Annotated in this window: 22 protein-coding genes and 1 pseudogene; 15 read left to right on the forward strand and 8 right to left on the reverse strand. The window is 62.8% G+C overall.

Features of this window, described 5'->3' with window-relative positions:
- Positions 1–104 precede the first annotated feature (104 nt).
- Complete coding sequence (locus ACSSVQ_RS14245) at positions 105–575, forward strand: hypothetical protein (RefSeq protein WP_454184054.1); 471 nt, start codon at positions 105–107, stop codon at positions 573–575.
- Between the two features lie 116 nt (positions 576–691).
- Here the strand turns inward: ACSSVQ_RS14245 and ACSSVQ_RS14250 are convergent, their stop codons facing one another.
- Positions 692–2227: a sigma-54-dependent transcriptional regulator gene (locus ACSSVQ_RS14250; RefSeq protein WP_454184055.1), complete on the reverse strand. Its 1536-nt coding sequence runs from the start codon at positions 2225–2227 to the stop codon at positions 692–694.
- 374 nt (positions 2228–2601) lie between these two features.
- Here ACSSVQ_RS14250 and ACSSVQ_RS14255 point away from each other — a divergent pair, with 374 nt between their 5' ends.
- From ACSSVQ_RS14255 to ACSSVQ_RS14300, 10 genes and pseudogenes are all read left to right on the forward strand, one after another.
- Positions 2602–3444, forward strand: a complete 843-nt coding sequence (locus tag ACSSVQ_RS14255) for an OmpA family protein (protein WP_454184056.1) — start codon at positions 2602–2604, stop codon at positions 3442–3444.
- Positions 3445–3664: 220 nt separating this feature from the next.
- Positions 3665–5500, forward strand: coding sequence for a M3 family oligoendopeptidase (locus ACSSVQ_RS14260; RefSeq protein WP_454184057.1), 1836 nt, complete (start codon positions 3665–3667; stop codon positions 5498–5500).
- Positions 5500–6930 carry an ABC1 kinase family protein gene (locus ACSSVQ_RS14265; RefSeq protein ID WP_454184058.1) on the forward strand — a complete coding sequence of 477 codons (1431 nt, stop codon included), beginning with the start codon at positions 5500–5502 and terminating at the stop codon, positions 6928–6930. The genes ACSSVQ_RS14260 and ACSSVQ_RS14265 overlap by 1 nt, the downstream gene beginning before the upstream one ends.
- A 154-nt stretch (positions 6931–7084) precedes the next feature.
- Positions 7085–7231, forward strand: coding sequence for an aa3-type cytochrome c oxidase subunit IV (locus ACSSVQ_RS14270; protein WP_293328807.1), 147 nt, complete (start codon positions 7085–7087; stop codon positions 7229–7231).
- A gap of 167 nt (positions 7232–7398) precedes the next feature.
- Positions 7399–8532 carry a Re/Si-specific NAD(P)(+) transhydrogenase subunit alpha gene (locus ACSSVQ_RS14275; RefSeq protein WP_293328806.1) on the forward strand — a complete coding sequence of 378 codons (1134 nt, stop codon included), beginning with the start codon at positions 7399–7401 and terminating at the stop codon, positions 8530–8532.
- A 14-nt stretch (positions 8533–8546) separates the two neighbouring features.
- Positions 8547–8849, forward strand: a pseudogene (locus ACSSVQ_RS14280) (NAD(P) transhydrogenase subunit alpha); the annotation flags it as partial.
- A gap of 15 nt (positions 8850–8864) precedes the next feature.
- On the forward strand, positions 8865–10277 hold the full coding sequence (locus tag ACSSVQ_RS14285; protein WP_454184059.1) for an NAD(P)(+) transhydrogenase (Re/Si-specific) subunit beta: 1413 nt from the start codon (positions 8865–8867) through the stop codon (positions 10275–10277).
- A 101-nt stretch (positions 10278–10378) separates the two neighbouring features.
- Entirely contained in the window at positions 10379–10756 is a 378-nt protein-coding gene (locus ACSSVQ_RS14290) for a DUF4345 family protein (RefSeq protein ID WP_454184060.1), read from the forward strand.
- 22 nt (positions 10757–10778) lie between these two features.
- Positions 10779–11129 (forward strand): DUF6614 family protein, encoded by a 351-nt coding sequence (locus ACSSVQ_RS14295; protein WP_167090543.1) that lies wholly within the window; start codon positions 10779–10781, stop codon positions 11127–11129.
- Between the two features lie 5 nt (positions 11130–11134).
- Positions 11135–11617, forward strand: a complete 483-nt coding sequence (locus ACSSVQ_RS14300; protein WP_454184061.1) for an N-acetyltransferase family protein — start codon at positions 11135–11137, stop codon at positions 11615–11617.
- A 5-nt stretch (positions 11618–11622) separates the two neighbouring features.
- Here the strand turns inward: ACSSVQ_RS14300 and ACSSVQ_RS14305 are convergent, their stop codons facing one another.
- Positions 11623–13227 (reverse strand): Rieske (2Fe-2S) protein, encoded by a 1605-nt coding sequence (locus ACSSVQ_RS14305; RefSeq protein WP_454184062.1) that lies wholly within the window; start codon positions 13225–13227, stop codon positions 11623–11625.
- 94 nt (positions 13228–13321) lie between these two features.
- Entirely contained in the window at positions 13322–13942 is a 621-nt protein-coding gene (locus ACSSVQ_RS14310; RefSeq protein ID WP_454184063.1) for a TetR/AcrR family transcriptional regulator, read from the reverse strand.
- Positions 13943–14022: 80 nt separating this feature from the next.
- On the opposite strand from ACSSVQ_RS14310, the gene ACSSVQ_RS14315 reads away from it, so the two are divergent.
- Positions 14023–15093 carry an aromatic ring-hydroxylating oxygenase subunit alpha gene (locus ACSSVQ_RS14315; protein WP_454184064.1) on the forward strand — a complete coding sequence of 357 codons (1071 nt, stop codon included), beginning with the start codon at positions 14023–14025 and terminating at the stop codon, positions 15091–15093.
- Between the two features lie 60 nt (positions 15094–15153).
- Here ACSSVQ_RS14315 and rpsU read toward each other — a convergent pair whose 3' ends face one another.
- Positions 15154–15393 (reverse strand): 30S ribosomal protein S21, encoded by a 240-nt coding sequence (gene rpsU, locus ACSSVQ_RS14320; RefSeq protein WP_205305178.1) that lies wholly within the window; start codon positions 15391–15393, stop codon positions 15154–15156.
- Positions 15394–15459: 66 nt separating this feature from the next.
- On the opposite strand from rpsU, the gene def reads away from it, so the two are divergent.
- Both def and ACSSVQ_RS14330 read left to right on the forward strand, forming a co-directional pair.
- The gene (gene def, locus ACSSVQ_RS14325; RefSeq protein WP_454184065.1) at positions 15460–16125 is read left to right on the forward strand and encodes a peptide deformylase; all 666 of its coding nucleotides are present in this window, start codon (positions 15460–15462) and stop codon (positions 16123–16125) included.
- Entirely contained in the window at positions 16118–16780 is a 663-nt protein-coding gene (locus ACSSVQ_RS14330; RefSeq protein ID WP_454184066.1) for a COQ9 family protein, read from the forward strand. The genes def and ACSSVQ_RS14330 overlap by 8 nt, the downstream gene beginning before the upstream one ends.
- Before the next feature lie 15 nt (positions 16781–16795).
- Here ACSSVQ_RS14330 and ACSSVQ_RS14335 read toward each other — a convergent pair whose 3' ends face one another.
- The 3 genes from ACSSVQ_RS14335 to purE are packed head-to-tail and all read right to left on the reverse strand — an operon-like array spanning position 16796 to position 19168.
- Positions 16796–17467, reverse strand: a complete 672-nt coding sequence (locus tag ACSSVQ_RS14335) for a PAS domain-containing protein (RefSeq protein WP_454184067.1) — start codon at positions 17465–17467, stop codon at positions 16796–16798.
- Positions 17468–17506: 39 nt separating this feature from the next.
- A complete protein-coding gene (locus tag ACSSVQ_RS14340; protein ID WP_454184068.1) occupies positions 17507–18649 on the reverse strand; it encodes a 5-(carboxyamino)imidazole ribonucleotide synthase in 1143 nt (380 codons plus the stop codon).
- A gap of 3 nt (positions 18650–18652) precedes the next feature.
- Positions 18653–19168 (reverse strand): 5-(carboxyamino)imidazole ribonucleotide mutase, encoded by a 516-nt coding sequence (purE, locus tag ACSSVQ_RS14345; protein ID WP_454184069.1) that lies wholly within the window; start codon positions 19166–19168, stop codon positions 18653–18655.
- Between the two features lie 282 nt (positions 19169–19450).
- Here purE and ACSSVQ_RS14350 point away from each other — a divergent pair, with 282 nt between their 5' ends.
- Positions 19451–20095 (forward strand): GGDEF domain-containing protein, encoded by a 645-nt coding sequence (locus tag ACSSVQ_RS14350; RefSeq protein WP_454184070.1) that lies wholly within the window; start codon positions 19451–19453, stop codon positions 20093–20095.
- A gap of 21 nt (positions 20096–20116) precedes the next feature.
- Here the strand turns inward: ACSSVQ_RS14350 and ACSSVQ_RS14355 are convergent, their stop codons facing one another.
- Positions 20117–20323: a YdcH family protein gene (locus ACSSVQ_RS14355; protein WP_293328794.1), complete on the reverse strand. Its 207-nt coding sequence runs from the start codon at positions 20321–20323 to the stop codon at positions 20117–20119.
- Positions 20324–20341: the final 18 nt, after the last annotated feature.

Below are 20341 nucleotides of genomic sequence, written 5' to 3' on the forward strand. Positions count from 1 at the left end.
ATGGTCCATTTGCACTATTAAGCCATGTGCCTCGGCCACTTACCAATTGTCGCATGCTGGCGGACGGACATGGGGTGCCGTCCGGGCAATGGAGACAATGGGTCATGAAAAAGATCGCGATTGCAGGTTTTGCAGCGGGGCTGGCGGTGATGCTGGCCGGGTGCCAGACAACGGGTATCGGCGGGGCGAACACGGCGGCCGCCTATATGGGCGCGGCCAATGCGGCCAGCGGGGCCTATATGGGCGGCGGCGGTGCGCCGGCTGGTTCCACCATGGCGGCCTCGCAGGTGGATGACGGCAAGAAGAGTTGCGAGCAGCTCCGGGCTGAAATCGAAGAAACGCAGGCTATCGAACAGGCGGCGAGCTCGGATGCGTCGAGCGCCGCGATGACGTCGACCGTGTCGAATGTGGCGACGTCTTTCGTCGGCTATTTCGGGGGCGTGGGCGCCATGCAGGCTACGAACGCGGCCGGGCAGCTCACCGGGCAGCAAAAGGCTCAGGCCGAGCAGCGTGCCCGCGACGCAGGCGTTCGCCGCCAGGTGCTGACAGGGATCTATCAGGGAAAGAACTGCTGAAGCTGGGGATGGCGTCGACGGTATCCGCGGGCTGCCGTCCGGCGTGACACCCGAACGCCCACCCCTGGCGGCATGCGGATGGGAGGGGAAGCGCTTGCGCTTCCCCTCTTTCCATATCAGCGTTCGCGAACTTCGAGGCCGAGATCGCGGACCTTGCGGTACAGCGTGGAGCGGCCGATGCCCAGACGGCGGGCAACTTCGGTCATGTGGCCGCGATATTTCTCGATGGCGAGGCGGATCATTTCCGCCTCGATATCCTCAAGCTTGCGCACATTGCCCGCATCGTCGGTGACGGAAATGCCGTCTACGAAGTTGGAGCGGGCAAAATCGGCCAGCGTGTGCTGCTGCGGCGCGGGCTGCGGGCGATAGGCCGGCTGCTCGGCGGCAACAGGCGCCGCCGCCGGCGCCTCGTTGTAATAGTCCGGTTGCGGGGCAGGGGCCGGAGAGGCGGACGCTTCGGCATAGCCGCCGATCATGCTGGCGACCTGCGGGAAGTCGTCCACGTTCAGGCTTTCGCCGTCCGCCAGCACGATCGCACGGAAGACCGTGTTTTCGATCTGCCGCACGTTTCCCGGCCAGTCGAAGGCGCGCAGCATGGCCAGCGCCTGATCGGAGATGCCGATCACCTGCTTGTTTTCCTCCGCGGCGAGGCGTCGAACGAAATGCGCGACGAGTTCGGGAATGTCTTCCTTGCGTTCGCGCAGCGGCGGCACATGGATGGGGAAGACGTTCAGCCGGTAATAGAGATCTTCGCGGAAGCGGCCTTCCTTGACCATTTCGAGCAGGTCGCGGTTCGTCGCCGAGATGAGGCGGATATCGACCTTGACCGGCTTCTTGGAGCCGACGGGATCGACTTCGCCCTGCTGCAGGGCCCGCAGGAGTTTCACCTGCATGTCGAGCGGCAGTTCGCCGATTTCATCGAGGAAGAGGGTGCCGCCATTGGCTTCCTGGAACTTGCCGGCATGCTTGTCGGCAGCGCCGGTGAAGGCGCCTTTTTCATGGCCGAAGAGAATGCTCTCGACGAGATTTTCCGGGATGGCGCCGCAGTTCACGGTCACGAAGGGTTTGCCGGCCCGGTCGCTCTCGCCCTGAATGGCCGAGGCGATCAGCTCCTTGCCGACACCGGATTCGCCTTCGATGAGGATCGGAATGTTGGACTGCGCGGCGCGCTTGCCGAGGCGGATGACGTTTTCCATCGCCTTGCTGGAGGCGATGAGGTCTTCGAAGGTGAGTTTGCCCTGCTGCTTCTTCTGCAAACGGGAGATTTCACCCGTCAGCGCGTTGACCTTGAGCGCGTTGCGGATCGACACATGCAGGCGTTCGGGGCTGACGGGCTTCACCACGAAATCCGTCGCGCCCGCGCGCATGACATTCACCACCGTCTCGATGCCACCATGGGCGGTCAGCACGATGACCGGCAGGTTGGGCTTTTGCGGTGTGACGCGCTCCAGCACTTCAAGGCCGCCCACGCCCGGCATGACCAGGTCGAGCACCATGAGCGATATTTCCGAGCCCGACGGCCCCTGAAGGTAGTCGAGGGCAGCCTCGCCGCTCTCCACGGGCACCGCGCGATAGCCGTCGCGCTTCACCACTTCTTCCAGGATGCGGCGCTGAGCGGGATCGTCGTCCACGATCAGAATCGATTGTGTCATTCTCGTCCTCGATTATGGGCAGTCCCGCTACTTGGTTCGGGAGATGGCCTTGGCTCAGGCTCTATACTGGGGGGCATTGGTAAAAGGCCGCTTAATCCCGGGACACGAAGTGCCAAAAAGGGGCGATTCCGTAAAAGGACAGCATTACTGACCTAATATGACGCTAATTTGGGCGGATATTATGGAATTTGCGCATTCGTTAACGCCGCACTGTGGCCGCCACGGCACGACTGACGCAGAAATGTCATATCGACTGCGATAGCTGTTGAAGGGATTGGGGATTCCTGCAACCAATTGACCGAGCGCTTTCCAGAATGGGCCGGTCCTAGGACGGCCTATGCGGGGGCATGTGCGAAATAGTGACGGAGATGGGGATGAAAATCTTTTCCCGGCTGACAGCGTTGGCCTCCCTCCTTGTGTTGGCAGGCTGCGGCACGTGGACGGCCGAATCCTACCTGCATGAGGACATTCAGGGAGATACGTTCAACGCGTGCCTCGCGCGCGAATATCAGGATCGCGCCACGTCCGAGGCTTATGTGGATTGCAACTGGGTGGACACTGCCCAGATCGTGAAGAAGGGTCGTGCCGCTGCGGCCGGCCAGAATGTGATGCCGTACGATCCGGCCACCATGGGCGTTCTGCCGGGCGATCTCCCGGAACTTCAGGATGCTCGTCAGAAGCTGCTCGCAGCTCTCGACGATGGCGGACGCACGAGCGAACGTGCCTGCGCCTGCGCCAAGGCGCAGCGTTATTATGATGGCTGGGTGGAACAGGCGAGCGACAACAAGCTCGGCGAAAACGGTTCCTGGCTCGGTGGCGAAGGTGGTCCGGTGCAGCCGGGTCGCGTGGAAGCCGAGAAGGCCGCTTTCTGGGAAGCTCTGACCGACTGCCAGAAGAAGGCTGCCGGCCCCTGGACCATCTATTTCGGTTTCGACAAGTACAACCTGACGCCGGAAGCCCAGGCCGTGATCGACCAGATCGTGTCCGAGACTTCCACGCCGCTGGCTGTGGTTGGTCACACCGATACGTCCGGTTCCAGCGCCTACAACCAGGCTCTTGGCCAGCGTCGTGCCGACTCGGTTGCCGGTGCTCTTTCCGCTCAGGGCAAGGAACTGTGCGAGAAGGCTTCGAAGGGCGAAACGGACCTCGCCGTGCAGACCGGCGACGGTGTGCGTGAGCCGCTCAACCGCCGCGCGGTTGTGACGACCTGCCAGTAAAACGGTAGCGTCATCGAAAAGATCGGGCCCCGGCAGCGATGCCGGGGCCCTTTTTCGTGCGGGTTCCGCTCCGTTGCGCCGGTACCCTGCGGGCGGCGTCATTAAATTACCGCGCTTTCGTTGAAGGCTTGTGCCGGGCGCTCAATATAGGATTGAGTGTCCTTGTCGCCCCTTCCGCCGCTTGCGCCTTTTTTGTCCAGTCACCCGGAGCCGCCCCACCATGAGTAACCTCTCCCCCCAGGAAGCCGCCGGTCTGCCCAATGCGGCCAATGACGACCTGTCGCTCGGCAAATTGCCGGTCTGGGACCTCGCCGATCTTTATGCCGGGCCGGACGCGCCGGAGGTGTCGCGCGATTTCAGGCGGGCGGAGGAGGCGGCCCAAACCTTCGCCGCCAATTTCCGCGGGCGGGTGGAGGAGATCGCATCCTCTCCGCGCGGCGGGGACGTGCTGGCGTCGATGATCGAGACCTATGAGACGATCGAGGATCTGCTCGGGCGGCTCATCTCCTATGCGGGGCTTCGCTATGCGGGCAACAGCGTCGACCCCGCGCGGGCGAAGTTCTATGGCGATACGCAGGAGCGCGTGACCGCGATTTCCACGGAGCTTCTTTTCTTCACGCTGGAACTCAACCGGATCGAGGATGAGGTGATGGAGCGCGCGCTGGAGAGCCCGGCGCTGGCGCATTACGAACCCTGGCTGCGCGATCTCAGGGCGATGCGGCCCTATCAGCTTTCCGACGAGGTCGAGACCCTGCTGCACGAGAAAAGCGTCTCGGGGCATGCCGCATGGAGCCGCCTTTTCGACGAGACGATGGCGCGACTCACTTTCGAAATCGATGGCGAGAAGCTTCAGCTGGAAGGCGCGCTGCACCGGCTTTCCGACAAGGACCAAGCCACGCGCGAAAAGGCTGCTCATGCGCTTTCTGCTGTGTTCGCGGAGAATGCGGGCCTTTTCACGCTCGTCACCAATACGCTGGCCAAGGACAAGGAAATCGAGGACCGCAAACGCGGGTTCACCGATATTGCCCAGTCCCGCCACATCGCCAACCGCGTGGAGCCGGAAGTGGTCGAGGCGCTGGTGGGCGCCGTGGCGGACGCCTATCCGCGCCTGTCGCATCGCTATTATGCGATGAAGGCGAAATGGCTCGGCGTCGACCGTCTGGAATATTGGGACCGCAATGCGCCGCTGCCGGAAACGGATGACGAAGTCATCTCATGGGACCGGGCGCGCGATACCGTGCTGGAGGCCTATGGCGGGTTCACGCCGGAGATGGCGCGAATCGCCACGCCGTTTTTCGAAAAGGGCTGGATTGATGCGCCGCTCAGGCCCGGCAAGGCGTCCGGCGCCTTCGCACATCCGACCGTGCCGAGTGCGCATCCTTATGTGTTGCTCAACTATCAGGGCAAGACGCGCGATGTGATGACGCTTGCCCATGAACTCGGTCATGGCGTGCATCAGGTGCTGGCGGCAAAGCAGGGCGCGCTGATGGCCGATACGCCGCTGACGCTTGCCGAAACCGCCAGCGTCTTCGGCGAGATGCTGACCTTCCGCAAGCTGCTGGCGGGGGCGAGCGATCCGGCGCGGCGCAAGGCGATGCTGGCGGGCAAGGTCGAGGACATGCTCAACACCGTGGTCCGTCAGATCGCTTTTTACAGTTTCGAGCGGCGCATCCATGAAGCGCGCCGCGAGGGCGAACTCACCTCCGAAGATATCGGCCGCATCTGGATGGAGGTGCAGGGTGAAAGCCTCGGTCCGGCGGTGCATCTCGGCGAGGGCTATGAGCATTACTGGTGCTACATCTCGCACTTCATCCATTCGCCCTTTTACGTCTACGCTTATGCGTTTGGCGATTGCCTCGTGAATTCGCTCTATGCGGTTTATGAGCGCGCGCCGGAGGGCTTTGCGGAGCGCTATATGCAGATGCTGGCGGCGGGCGGAACGCTGCGCCACAAGGAACTTCTGGCGCCTTTCGGTCTCGATGCGAGCGACCCTGCCTTCTGGCAGCAGGGGCTTTCGGTGATCGAACGCTTCATCGACGAGCTGGAGACGCTTTGATGGCGGATCGGCCTTCCGGCGACGGAGACCGCCCGGCACGGGATGCGGAAGGCAATCGCCTCGGGCGGCGGCTGCAGCGTTATGCGCAGGTCGGCGGCGGCATGAGCGGCGTTGCCGCGCGGCTCGTCGGCAACCGGCTTTTCGGTGACAGGCTCAACGAGAGTACGGCGCGCGAGCTGCGCGAGGCGCTGGGCGGCATGAAGGGGCCGATCATGAAGATCGCCCAGCTTCTGTCCTCCATTCCCGAAGCCGTGCCGAAAGAATTTGCCGAAGAACTGTCTCAACTCCAGTCCTCCGCCCCGCCCATGGGCTGGCCCTTCGTAAAGCGCCGCATGCGTGCCGAACTCGGCGCCGACTGGCAATCGCATTTCAAGTCTTTCGAGCGCGACGCGGCGTTTGCGGCGTCGCTGGGCCAGGTGCATCGTGCGGTGGCGCCGGACGGACGCGCGGTCGTTTCCAAACTGCAATATCCGGACATGCAGTCCGCGGTGGAGGCCGATCTCAGCCAGTTGCGTGTGCTGTTGCAGATCTTTCGCCGCGTGGACAGTGCGATCGACACAAGGGAAATCTATCAGGAACTGTCCGAAAGGCTGCGCGAGGAACTCGATTATGAGCGCGAGGCGGCGCATATGCGGCTTTACGATCTCATCTTCGAGGCCGATCCGCGCATCATCGTGCCGGCGCCCGTGCCGGAACTGAGCACGAAGCGACTGCTGACCATGACGCGGCTTGATGGCGAGCCGATCCTGTCCTTCCGCGATCATCCGCTGGAAGACCGCAACGAGATTGCGCGCTCCATGTTCGCGGCCTGGTGGCATCCCTTCGCGCGCTATGGCGTCATCCATGGCGATCCGCATCTGGGCAATTACACGGTGCGGACGCAGGACGACGTGCCGGCCCAGAGCAGCACCAACAAGGGCGGCGCCAGCGAGAGCGGTTGGGCGATCAACCTGCTCGACTATGGATGCATCCGCATCTTCCCGCCGGCCTTCGTCGCGGGCGTGATCGAGCTCTACCACGCCATCGCGTCGGATGATCGCGACCGGGCGGCGGCGGCCTATGAGCGCTGGGGCTTTACCGGGCTCAACAATGAGATGATCGACACGCTCAATATCTGGGCGAAATTCATCTATGGGCCGCTGCTGGACGACCGGGTGCGCTCGATTGCCGACGGGGTGAGCCCGGCCGAATATGGCCGCAAGGAAGCCTATCGTGTGCATCAGGCGCTGAAGGAACTCGGGCCCGTGACGCCGCCGCGCGAATTCGTCTTCATGGACCGGGCGGCAATCGGCCTCGGGGCGGTGTTCCTGCATCTGGATGCCGAGTTGAATTTCCATGAAATGTTCATGGAGGCGATCGAGGGCTTCGACGTGGCGGCGCTCGAGACGCGCCAGCGCGAAGCGCTCGACGCGGCGGGTGTTCCAGCCTGACCGCCGTGAGGCTGCGTGAACGGAATTGCACAATAGGTTGAAGGGGTTTGGGCAAGAGCGGCCGGTCGATTTGCTTGCCGAGCGGAACACCTTTGCTATAGTCCGCACGCTCTGAATACCGGTACGAGCAGCAAAATAGAGGGGCGTTACGCAGATGGAAAAATTGGCTCAAGAGGGCTGGGGCGAGGAAATGGATGCGCAGGAGCATCTCGCCACCTATGAAGGCTTCATTACGTTCTCGAAGTACGGCACGGCTGCCGTGGCTCTTTTCGTAATCTTTCTGGCGATCGTTACGCTCTGATCGCCGAAGTTTGTGGGCGGGGACTTGACGTTCTCGCTCACCTGTATATTTACGAATAATTCTAATTTGCGACTGGCTGCCCGCTCGGGGAGCCCGTCCCGCTTTGCGGACCTCGAGTTTCGGTCCGCGTTCCCAGATGGCGGAATGACCCCAAGAGGCGGAAATTCATGAAGCTAGCAATTCCGAAAGAACGGTCCGATGGCGAGACCCGCGTCGCAGCGTCGCCGGAGACTGTGAAGAAGCTTGTCGGCCTCGGTGTCGATGTGGTGCTCGAAACGGGAGCCGGCGTCGCGGCGTCGCTGCCGGATGCGCTGTTCGAGGAAGCCGGTGCCAAGATCGGCTCCAGCCTCGAAGAGACGCTCAAGGATGCGGACCTCGTCTTCAAGGTTCGCGGGCCCTCCGACGAAGAGCTGGGGATGATGAAGCAGGGCGCCGTGCTGGCGGCCACGCTCAATCCCTATGACAACAAGGACCGGCTGAAGGTCTACGCCGAAAAAGGCATCACGACCTTTGCGATGGAGCTGATGCCGCGCATCACGCGCGCCCAGTCCATGGACATCCTGTCCTCGCAGTCGAACCTTGCGGGCTACAAGTCGGTCGTCAACGCGGCGGCGCATTACAGCCGCGCCTTTCCGATGATGATGACGGCGGCGGGCACGATTGCCGCGGCACGCTGCTTCGTGATGGGTGTCGGCGTTGCGGGCCTGCAGGCGATTGCGACCGCGCGGCGTCTCGGCGCCGTCGTGAGCGCGACCGATGTGCGCTCGGCGACCAAGGAGCAGGTGGAAAGCCTCGGCGCGACTTTCGTCATGGTCGAATCGGAAGAATCCGGCGATGCCGCCGGCGGCTATGCCAAGGAAATGAGCGAGGACTATCAGCGCCGTCAGGCCGAACTCGTCGCTTCGCACATCAAGAAGCAGGACGTGGTCATCACCACGGCGCTCATTCCGGGCCGTCCGGCGCCGCGTCTTCTCACCGAAGAGATGGTGAAGACGATGAAGCCCGGCTCCATCATCGTCGATCTCGCCGCCGAACGCGGCGGCAACTGCGAACTGACCGAAGCCGGCCAGATCGTCGAGAAGCATGGCGTGACCATCATCGGCGAACTGAACCTCGCCGGTCAGCTCGCGACCGATGCGTCGGCGCTTTACGCCAAGAACCTTTTCAACTTCATCACCCCTCATATCGACAAGGAGAGCGGCACGCTCACCATCGATTGGGAAGATGAGACCGTCACCGGCACGGCGCTGACGCGCGAGGGCCGAGTGATCCATCCCTCATTCACCGAAGGAGGCAACTGATGGAAGCGGCCGTTATCGATCCTTTTGTTTTCCGTCTGGCGATCTTCGTGCTCGCGATTTTCGTCGGTTATTACGTGGTCTGGAGCGTGACCCCGGCATTGCATACGCCGCTCATGTCCGTGACCAATGCCGTCTCTTCGGTGGTGATCGTCGGTGCGTTGATCGCCGTCGGTCTCGATGCGACGCAGGCCGGCGATTCCGGTCTTGTCTCCAAGGGCTTCGGCTTCATTGCCGTCATCCTTGCCGCGGTAAACATCTTCGGTGGCTTCCTCGTCACCGCGCGGATGCTTGCCATGTACAAAAAGAAACAGCGGTAAGAGGGGCCCAAAGACATGTCAGCCAATCTCGCGGCACTGCTCTATCTCGCATCGGGCGTGCTCTTCATCCTCGCGCTGCGCGGGCTCTCCTCGCCGGTAACCTCCCGGCAGGGCAACATTTACGGCATGGTGGGTATGGCGATCGCCATCGGCACCACGCTGTTCCTGCTTCAGGCGCAGAACACGCTCACCTGGCTGCTGATCGTCGTCGGTCTGGCCATCGGTGGCGGTATCGGCGCCATCATCGCGCGGCGCATCGCCATGACGGCGATGCCGCAGCTCGTGGCGGCGTTCCATTCGCTGGTCGGTCTCGCGGCGGTGTTCATCGCCTGGTCGGCCTATCTGGCACCCGAAGCCTATGGCATCGGCACACTGGGGGCGATCCATGCGTCCAACCTGATCGAAATGTCGATCGGCGCGGCCATCGGTGCGATCACCTTCTCCGGCTCGCTCATCGCCTTTGCCAAGCTCAACGGCAATATGTCGGGTGCGCCGATCATGCTGCCCGCGCGTCACCTCATCAATATCGTGATCGCGGCGGCCATCGTCGCGGGCGTGATCTGGATCGTGCTGGATCCGGCTAACCAGTCGGTCGAGCTTTTCCTCTTCATCACGCTGGCGGCCTTCCTGATCGGCTTCCTGCTGATCATCCCGATCGGCGGCGCGGACATGCCGGTGGTGGTGTCCATGCTCAACTCCTATTCGGGTTGGGCGGCGGCCGGTATCGGCTTCACGCTGGGCAATCTCGCGCTCATCATCACGGGCGCGCTGGTCGGCTCTTCGGGTGCGATCCTGTCCTACATCATGTGCAAGGGCATGAACCGCTCCTTCATCAGCGTGATCCTGGGCGGCTTCGGTGCCGATGCGGGCGCAGCGGCCGGTGCGGGGCAGGCGGAAACGCGGCCCGTGAAGCAGGGGTCGGCGGACGATGCGGCCTTCATCATGAAGAATGCCAGCTCCGTCATCATCGTGCCCGGTTACGGCATGGCGGTGGCGCAGGCCCAGCATGTGCTGCGCGAAATGGCCGATCTGCTGAAGGAAGAAGGCGTGAAGGTTTCCTACGCCATTCATCCCGTGGCGGGCCGTATGCCCGGCCATATGAATGTGCTGCTGGCGGAAGCTAATGTGCCTTACGACGAAGTCTTCGAGCTGGAAGACATCAACAGCCAGTTCGGTCAGACCGATGTGGCTTTCGTCATCGGCGCCAACGACGTGACCAACCCCTCGGCGAAATCCGATCCGCAGAGCCCGATCTACGGCATGCCGGTTCTCGACGTCGAAAAGGCGGGCACGGTGCTCTTCGTCAAGCGCGGCATGGGCTCGGGCTATGCGGGCGTCGAAAACGAACTCTTCTTCCGCGACAACACGATGATGCTGTTCGGCGATGCGAAGAAGATGGTCGAAGGCATCATCAAGCAGCTCGACTGATCCGTCGCCTGACGGAATACTGGACGAACAGGGCGGGCGGTGTTCACATGAGCACCGCCCGTTTTCTATGCGGTTATCCAATCTCAAGGGGGGACTGAAACATGGTCTGGATCGCGCGAATCGCCGTGGCGCTGGTGGGACTCTTTTCGCTGGCCATGGGGCTGATGGCGCTTGCCTCGCCCGTGCAGCTCGGGACGACGCTGGGGATAGGGGCTTTGACGCCGCTGGGGCTCAATGCGCTCCGGGCGGATCTCGGCGCCTTCTTCCTTGCGAGCGCCATAGCAAGCGCGCTGGCGCTCATTGCCGGCCGGGCAAGCTGGATGTGGGGCGTGGCGTGCCTTTACGGCCTTGCGGTTGCCGGACGCTTCCTTGGTATCCTCGTCGACGGCGCGCCGGAGGGAATCGCGCAGCCGGTCACGGTGGAGCTGGTGCTGGTCGTCCTGTCGGTATTCGGTGCAAAGACGCTCGGCCGGAAATGACGTCCTCTGAAGGAGAGAGCGCATGGACATCTATCACATCTGGTGCGGGCTGAAGCCGGACGTCCGGGACCATGAATTCGTCGACGCTTTTTCGAGTTATATGGAGCTTCTGGAGCGCGAAGGCGTGATCGCGGGCTGGCGTCTGACGCGCAAGAAGCTCGGCCTCGCGCCCGCGCATCTCGGCGAGTTCCACATCATGATCGAGGTGCAGGACCTGACCCAGCTCGATACCGCCTTCAACTGGGTGGCAAGCCGCGCCGAGCCAGTGGAGGGCGAGCATTACGGGCTGAACTCGCTGGTGGAGAATGTCAGCTTCGCCCTCTATCGCGATTTCCCCGATCCCGTGCGGGAATATGGGGAAGAAAGGTTCTGAAGGCTGTGAGCGATATCCTTATCCGTAATGCCGTTTTTCCGGCGGACGGAGAAGCGGTGACCGGCCTTATCGGCGAGTTGAACGATGCGGAATCGCAGATCGAGCCTAACCGGGCCGATGCGAGTGCAGCGGCGGCGCATTTCGGCTGGCTGCGGGATCATGTCGAGCGCCATGACGGCGAATGGCTCGTTGCCGAGCAGCAGGGCTGGATCGCGGGGTTCGGTTGCTACATCGTCGAGGAAGCAAATGGCGCCTATATCCGCCCGGCATTCCGGCGATACGCCATGATCCTCGATGTGAGCGTGACGGCGGATGCGCGCGGGCAGGGGATCGGGCGGCAGCTCATTCAGGAAATCGAGGACCGTGCAGGCGAGCGCAGGCTTGGCGAGGTTCGTCTGGGCGTGCTGGGCGGCAATGCGAATGCGATCCGCCTCTATGAAGAACTCGGCTATGGCGACTATGAGCGCGTGATGCGGAAGCTGCTTTAGAGGTTCTACTCGTCGGCGACGAAATCGAGCGCCTGATGGGCGGAACGTAGCGCATGGCGGCGCTTCAACGGCGTATGCAGGAAGCGGTTTACAGCCGCCAGCATAAGCGGTACATGGGCGCCATCCGGGTCTTCAAGCCATTCGTCGCGCGCGGCCATGAGCGTCTTCAACAGATGCGCCGAGACGATCGGTTCGGTCTGACCGTGATCCAGCATGCCAATCAATTCGCTCTCGAAGAATGCTGCAGGGTCTTCAACGCTCCAGCCTGAAACGTCTTGCGCGCCATCGGTATAAGCGGCGTTCCTGCCGATGAAACAGGCCATTTGCAGCAAGCCTTGCGGCCATAGATCGGGCTGGGCGCCGCAAAGTTCGCGCACCGCATGAGCGAAGGTGAGCATATGGGTAAAGTCCAGCCAGCCTACATTGTCCGACACCGCATTCCTGATCTGCTCCTGCCGGCTTGCGTCGAAATGCAGGAACTGCCACATGGCGGCTTCCAGCAGGACTGCGTGAAGACGCTGTGGCGGCAGCGCGGATGCCTTGACGGTCATGTCGAGCGCGTGCCGGATGGAGGCCGAGCGTAGCTCTTCCGGCGACGGGCATTCCTCGCCTTTTCTGTCCCATCGCATGAGAGCGTCGCCATAGAAGCGGAACTCGGGGATCAGGTCTTCCCGCGTCGCCAGAACCAGAGAGCGAATGAGCGGATAGAGGATGGCGGGCGCGGCCTTTTCGCCGAGGCGGTCGATCAGCGTTCCCGCTTTTTGCACATAGATTGCCGAATGGCCGAAATCGGCATAGTGGGCGAGCGCCGCGCGGGCGAGGGCGGGTCGGAGGGTCTTGAAGTCCGCTCCTGTCTTCAACGCCGTGCGGACAAGGCTGATCGCTCTTTTCTCGTTCTCTTCCTCTATGGCGGCGGCAAGCTGGTCGGCATCGAAGGCGGCGGTGCCTTCAGGGTAGGGGAATTCGTTCTCCCGCAGCGTGTCCCAACTCAGATGAGCTAGGATTTCGAGCAATGGCACGAATAGCTCGGTTTCCCCGCTTGCGGAAACGGGGTGCGTTTCGCGCAGCCGGAGCCATTCCGCCGCCGCGGGATGGGCATGTGTCATGCCGAATTCAAAACGTGGGGACGCTACTTCCAGGGCGTGGCGGATGGCGTCCAGCGGATCGCCGCCCAGCTTGATGAAGCGGGCCAGCTCGCGCGCCATGCGGTCGTACTCGAAGCGATGCGATGCCGCCATGAGACGATGCAGGGCCTGCGCCCTGCCATGTTCGGCAGGTGGGTCCGAGATGTCGATCCAGATTTCCTCGCCGCGCAGTTCGGTGGGATAGACGCGAAGATCGTCACCGCCAAGCAGCGTCCTGCCCGAGGCGAGGTCGAATTTCCAGTTGTGCCAGTTGCAGGTGAGCGTGCAGCCGGAAGAGGTTTCCGACAGGCTGCCTTCCGACAGCGGATAGCCTTCATGCGGGCAGCGATTATTGCAGGCGAAGATCCGGTCGCCCGACAGGAAGAGTACGATCTGGCGGCCTTCAAGCCTGACGATTTTTCGTCCCGTCCCGGCGAGATCTTTCAGACGCGCGGCCAGGACCATATCGGGTTCCGTATCGCTCATAGCCTCCTCCCGGCTATTTCTTGAAGAACTCTGGGACGTGGAAAGGCGGGAGGCAAACGTAAATGCGGGATATTTTCTGCAACCGGCGTGGCTTTTACGCAGGCCGCGTTGCGACTGCCAGCGCGGCGGCGACGATTTCTTCCATCAGCGGTCCGGGGGTTTCGGCATGCGGGCGGCCGGGGCCGATCATCAGGCCGCTGCCTTCCAGCATGCCGACTATGATTTCGGCGCGGTGGCGGATTTGGGTCTCCGGCAGGGCGGGGGTCAGCCGGGCGATGGCTTCCGAGAGCAGGTCGAGTTCGGTTCGGTAGAGTTCGGCCATGGCCGCTTTCGCATGGTCGTCATGCGCGGCCAGCGCCCAGAATTCCCAATAGAGAATGGAGCCCTCGGGTTTCCTGATGTCGTCCAGCACATAGCGGATAAGGGCCTCGAAGGCGGCTTCGGGGGCTGCGTCCTGTGCCGGCCATGTCTCGCTCGCCTGGCGGTGGCGTGCGCAGATATGGTCCGCCAGTGCCGCCACCAGCGCCGATTTCGACGGGAAATAATACTGGAGATTGCCGAGCGCGATGCCGCAGCGCTCGGCCAGCCTGCGCATGGTCAGGCCGGAATAGCCCTCCTCGATCATCATCCGCTCCGCCTCGTGCAGCACGCTTTCCATGCGCTCGCGGCCGCGATTCCGGGCGGGCAGGGGGGCGGGAGAGGCTGGGTCGGTCATGCCGCCAGCATAGCCCGTGTTGACAATTAGGTCGATTGACTTAATTTAGGTCATATGACTTATTTTGAGGGATTGGCGTGATGTCGGGAACGAATGTCTATGCGGGTGTGTCGGACAGGATGGAAACGGCGATGTCGTTGCCGCCTGCGGCTTTTCGGGATAAGGCGGTCTTCGAAGCGGAAACGGACAGGATCTTCCGGCGCCAGTGGATGCCGGTGGCGCGGGTCGAGCAACTCGCCGAAGCGGGCGATTTCCTGACGCTCGATCTGGCGGGCGTGCCGCTCATCCTGTCGCGCGATGAAGAGGGCGTGTTTCATGCGCTGTCGCGGGTCTGCCGTCATCGCTCCATGCCTGTGGCGGAGGGCGAGGGCAATGTGAAAGCCTTCACCTGTCCCTATCATCTCTGGCGCTATGGGCTCGATGGACGGCTTCTCTCCGCCCCCGCCATGGAGCGGTCGGAGGCGTTCGATCAGGGCAAGTGCGGCCTGCCGTCCTTTGCGGTCGATGTCTGGCAGGGCTGGATCTTCGTCAATCTGGATGAGGGGGCCGCGCCGCTTGCCGCCGCTCTGGAAGGGCTCACGCCGCTGGTCGCGGAGGACGGGCTTGCCGATATGCGCATCGTTAGCTCCCTGACCTTTCCCTCGCCCTGGAACTGGAAAGTGCTGGTGGAGAACTTCATCGAGTCCTACCACCATATCGGCCCGCATGCGGAAAGCCTGCAGCAGAGCAATCCCGCGTTCGGCACCTATGTGCCGGAGCTGCCGGAGGGCACGAATTTTACGGCGCTGGAAAATCCGCCGGTCGAGGGCGCGGACCCGTTCTCTGTCTATGTCGGCTTTCCCGCCTTCCTTCTGGTCGTGCTGCGCGGCGAAACGACGTCCGCCGTCTGGTATCGGCTCGATATCCGCGACGAGGCCAGTTTCGACCTCACGATCAACATTCTGATGAAGGAGCCGGAAGCCTCCGATGCCGAACTTGTTGCGGGTACCGCGGAGGTGCTGCGCCATATCCATATCGAGGACATTGCCGTTTGCGACGGGGTGCAGGCGGGGCTTTCAAGCCCGGTGGCGGCGGCCGGCCCGCTCAGCCATCTGGAGCGCGGTCTCTGGCATTTTCATCGCTACCTGAAGCGCGTGACGGGTAACGGATAAAACAAAAACGCCCCCGGAAATCCGGGGGCGTTCTCGCTTGATCCTGACGGATCGAATTTCTTATTTGCGGCCGATGCCGGCTTCACGCTGGGCGCGCTTGCGAGCGAGCTTACGGGCGCGGCGAATGGCTTCCGCCTTTTCGCGAGCGCGCTTCTCGGAGGGCTTCTCGTAGAAGTTCCGCAGCTTCATTTCGCGGAAAACACCCTCGCGCTGAAGCTTCTTCTTCAGGGCCTTCATGGCCTGATCGACATTGTTGTCGCGGACGAGTACCTGCACGAGAAAATCCTGCTTATGGTTCAATAAGTTAGTCGCGGACCCGTTTTCAGGGCCCGCGACAGGGGGCTTAAGTATCAAAAGAATCGGGGTTTGTCCACACTGGCCCTCAAAAGCATCGACGAAAAGCGTCGAAATGCCCGACTTGCCGGAACGGGGCGCAGCTTACATATTCGCGGCATGGCCATTCGCAAGATCGCCCGTATGGGCCATCCGGTGCTCGCCCGGAAGGCCGAAAAGGTTCCCGATCCGACCTCCGAGGAGGTACGGACGCTGGTGCGCGACATGATCGAGACCATGATCGACGCCAATGGCGCCGGTCTCGCCGCCCCGCAGGTGCATGAGCCCTGGCGGATCGTCGTCTTTCAGGCACCGCCGGAGCGCGCGCCGGAAGGTGTGGATGAAGAAGAGCAGTTCGACCATACCGCGCCCCTCACCGTGCTGGTGAACCCGGAGATCGAGATCATGAGCCCGGGCACCGAAGAGGGCTGGGAGGGGTGCCTGTCGGTTCCCGGTCTTCGCGGGCTCGTGCCGCGATCCACCCATATCGCCTATCGCGGGGTGACGCCCAGGGGCGAGACCATCGAGCGCGAGGCGCGGGGGTTTCATGCCCGTGTCGTGCAGCATGAATGCGACCATCTGGACGGTATTCTCTATCCTCAGCGGATGGACGATCTGTCGAAGCTGATTTTCGAGAGCGAGGCGAAGCACTGGCTGGACCTGGCGCAGGAACGGGAGCCGGACGAACGGGATGCCTGAAAAGATGACGTCGAAGGACAAGAACCGCGCCGCCATATTGAAAGCGGCCCTGCCGCATGTGGCGTTCGACGGATGGACGCCCGCCGTGATGCGTCAGGCGGCGCAGGAGGCGGGGATCGGTCATGAGGCGATGCGCGTTGCCTTTCCCGGCGGCGTGAACGATCTCATCGACTATTTCCTGGCCGATGGCGACCGCCGCATGGCGGAGACGCTGGCCGGCCGGGGTCTCGACAATATGAAGATCCGCGAAAAGGTGACGCTCGCGGTGCGCAGCCGGATCGAGGCCGATGCGGATCATCGCGAGGCGCTGCGCCGCGCCGTGAGCTATGCCGCGCTGCCCGTGGCCGGCGCGCTGGGGCCGCGCTCGCTCTACCGGACGGTCGATGCCATCTGGCGGGCGGTCGGCGATACGTCGGCCGATTTCAATTTCTATACGAAGCGCGCTATTCTGGCCGCCGTCTATTCGGCGGTGACGCTGCATTGGCTGGGCGACGAAACGGAAGATTTCTCGAGCACATGGGCGTTTCTCGACCGCCGTATCGAGGATGTGATGCGGATCGAAAAGGCCAAGGCCGGACTTCGAGGGTTTGCGGAGAAGCTGCCCGATCCCGTCGGGCTGATGGGCCGCCTGCGCTATCCCGGCACGCGCGGATAAGGTGCCGGGCCCTCCCTAATAGGGGGTGCCGAAGCCGAGATCGATCCAGGTGAATTCAGTGATCGCGGTCGCAATGGCCGCGCTTTCCGGCGGGCTCTTGTAGTCGATCATCTCGCCGGGGGCGTGCATGCCGATGACCTTCGGTGTCCCGTCCGGCAGGGGTTTCAGCGGCAGATAGAGGCTCTGGATCGAGCTGTGCCGTCCGGAGGTGTTCACATTCTCATAACGCCCGAAAAAGCCGCAGGGGCGCGTCACCGCTTCGGCAAAACTTCTGGCGAGCGTGTCGCGGATGGACGGGTCCATCATTTCGTAGAGGTTCATGCCGGTCGGGTTCATGCCCAGGCGTTCGCAGGCGCGCGTACCCACAAGCCGGTAGCGGATATCGTAGGGGCCTTCGACCGTCAATTTGCTCATATCCGGCATCCAGGGTGCCAACTTGGTGAGCCGGAGCTGGCCTCCATCGGGGAGAATCTCGTCCCCGGCGCTTTCGCGCCAGCACTCCATCAATATCCGAAAAGACGGGGTGTCGAAGGAAGGCGTCGAGGTGCTTCCTGCTTCATAGGGAGCGTACTCCGTCATGAATGCCTGGAAGTCTGCGTCTCTTTTTCCCGTCAAATGGGCATATTTCATCGCCCGTTTCCCCGCCATTCCCGCGAGCGTCGCGCGGGTTGCGCGTTTTAGTGGCATCCCGAACCGGGACCGAAAAACCACATTGAAAAATCGAGGTTAATTCGGCGTTACCGCGGGGCGCTCTCCGATCGGGAAAAGCCGGGTGACATGTCCCATTTTCCGGCCCGCCCGGATTTCCGCCTTTCCATAGAGGTGGATGGCGCAGCCCGGGTCGGCGGCAAGCGCCGTCCAGTCGGCGGCGTCCTCTCCAATCAGATTGGTCATCACCGCGTCGCTATGGCGGGCGGCGGAGCCCAATGGCCAGCCGCAAATGGCCCGGACATGCTGTTCGAACTGTCCGACAAGGCAGGCATCCATGGTCCAGTGACCGGAATTATGGACGCGGGGGGCGATTTCATTGACCAGCAGCCGGTCCTTGTCGCCCTTGCCATTGGATGGCAGCAGGAAGAGTTCCACGCCCATCACGCCCACATAATCCAGCTCGCGGACCAGGGTCGAGGCGATTTCGATGGCCTCGGCAGCGATCCCGGGCGTCAGCGTGGCGGGGGCAAAGCTGCGGTCCAGTATGTGGTTCTTGTGAACGTTCTCCACCGGGTCGTAGGCCGCGATAGCGCCGTCCTGCCCGCGGGCGACGATGACGGAGATTTCCCGCTCGAACGGCACGAAGCCTTCCAGAATGGCGGGGGCGTTGCCGATCTCGTCGAGGGCGGCTTGCGGCGCGGTGCCCGCTTCGATCCGGGTCTGGCCCTTGCCGTCATAGCCGAAACGGCGCGTCTTCAGGATGGATGGCGTGCCGAGATCGGCGATGGCCTGAGCAAGGCCCGCCGCATCGTCGACGGCGCGGAAGGGGGCGGTGCGGATGCCCTGTTCGGCGATGAAGGTTTTCTCCGCCAGACGGTCCTGCGCCGTCGCCAGCGCCAGCGCGCCGGGGCGCACCGGCGCATGTTCCGTCAGGATACGAACCGTTTCAGCCGGCACATTCTCGAATTCATAGGTCACGACATCGACATTGTCGGCGAAGCGGGCAAGGGCTTCCGCATCGTCATAGGCGGCGACCGTCTTTTCGGCGGCCACGTCGAAGGCGGGAGAGTTCTCGTCCGGGCAATAGACATGCACGGTGAGGCCGAGTTCGGCGGCGGCGGTGGCGAGCATGCGGCCGAGCTGGCCGCCGCCCAGAATGCCGATGCAGCCGCCCGGGGCGACCGGCTCTCCTGTCGAAGCGTTGACGGTGCGGTTCATGGCTCAGGCCGGTGCGTCGCCGATGGAGGCCGATTGCTTCGCCCGGTATTCGTCGAGGCGGGCCGCCAAGGCGTCGTCGTTCAGCGCCAGCACGGCTGCTGCCAGCAAGGCGGCGTTCTTGGCGCCCGCATCGCCGATGGCGAGCGTGCCGACCGGAATGCCGCCGGGCATTTGAACGATGGACAGAAGGCTGTCCTGGCCCGACAGCGCGCGGCTTTGCACAGGCACGCCGAAAACCGGCAGCGGCGTGAGCGAGGCCGTCATGCCGGGCAGATGGGCCGCGCCGCCTGCGCCTGCTATGATGACCTTGAGACCGCGCTCACGCGCTGTGCGCGCATAGTCGTACATGCGGTCCGGGGTGCGGTGTGCGGAGACGATCCGGGCCTCGTGAGGGATGCCGAGCGCCTCCAGAATGTCGGCGGCGTTCTTCATGGTCGGCCAGTCGGACTGGCTTCCCATGATGATGCCGACAAGGGGGCTTTCGGCCGGATCTTTGTCTGTGGAGCCCGATACAGCCATTTTCTGTCCGTTGCGCTGGCGGCGCTATTTGCCGCGCGGAAAGGCGGGGAGTATAGGCATGGAGACGTCTTTGACAAGATTCGGACCGACGTGGAGGTTTTGCTGCCCGGGAATTATGGAAATGTGTAGTCAGAAGTGGCATTTTCAGGGGATAGCAGGCCATCACAGGGGCTCGGAGGCACCGCGATGAAACTGGGCGGCATAGGGTCTACCCGGTCGACGACTTCACGCTCGCGAAGCGCAGCTTCTGCCGCGTCGGACGGTGACGGGCGGGAGGCTTCGGTGCGCCATGTGCAAGACAGCGTCCAGGTGCTGGGTATCCCTGAGGAAGAGCTGACCCCGAAAGTGCGAGATGCCCTGATGGGCCTCATGCAGGAGGTGGAAGAGCTTCGCCGCAACGTGTCGGAAATACAGAAGCGTCTGCGCGAAGCGGAACATCTGGCCGACCACGACCCGCTGATCCCCGTGCTGAACCGCCGGGCCTTCGTCCGGGAGATCGGCCGCGTCGTCGCCATGGGCAAACGCTATGGGGATACGGCGGGGATCGTCTATCTCGACATCGACCGTTTCAAGGAAATCAACGACCTCCATGGCCATGCGGCAGGCGATGGTGTGTTGAAATTCGTGGCCTCGCAGACGGCTGCCCATATCAGGGACACCGACATCATGGGCAGGCTGGGTGGCGACGAGATCGCCGTTCTTCTTGCGCATACGGATGAAAAGAATACGCAGGCCAAGGCGCGTGAGCTGAAGGCGCTGATCGGTGCGGAGCCTTTCAATTATGAAGGCGTCGCCATTCCGGTAACGGTCTCCGTGGGCGCCACGTCCTTTGGCGGCGAGGATAATCCGGACACGGCGCTTTCGCGGGCGGATGCGCGGATGTATCTCGACAAGAAGCAGATGGACGAGGGCGGCAAAGGCCGTTGATCGTCCCGTTGCCTGAATATGTCAGGCGATGATATCGGGAAAGAGAATATCGTCTATTTCCTGAATGCGGTCGCGCAGGACGAGCTTGCGCTTCTTCAGCCGCTTCACCTGAAGCTGATCGGGCATGGGCAGCGTTTCGAGCGCCAGGATCGCGTCATCGAGGTCGCGGTGTTCCAGCTTCAGTTGCGCCAGTTCGTTGCGCAGATCTTCTTCGTCCTGTTCGGTCATGCGGCGAGCCATGCGAGA

It is taken from the genome of Parvibaculum sp. MBR-TMA-1.3b-4.2 (assembly GCF_053628815.1).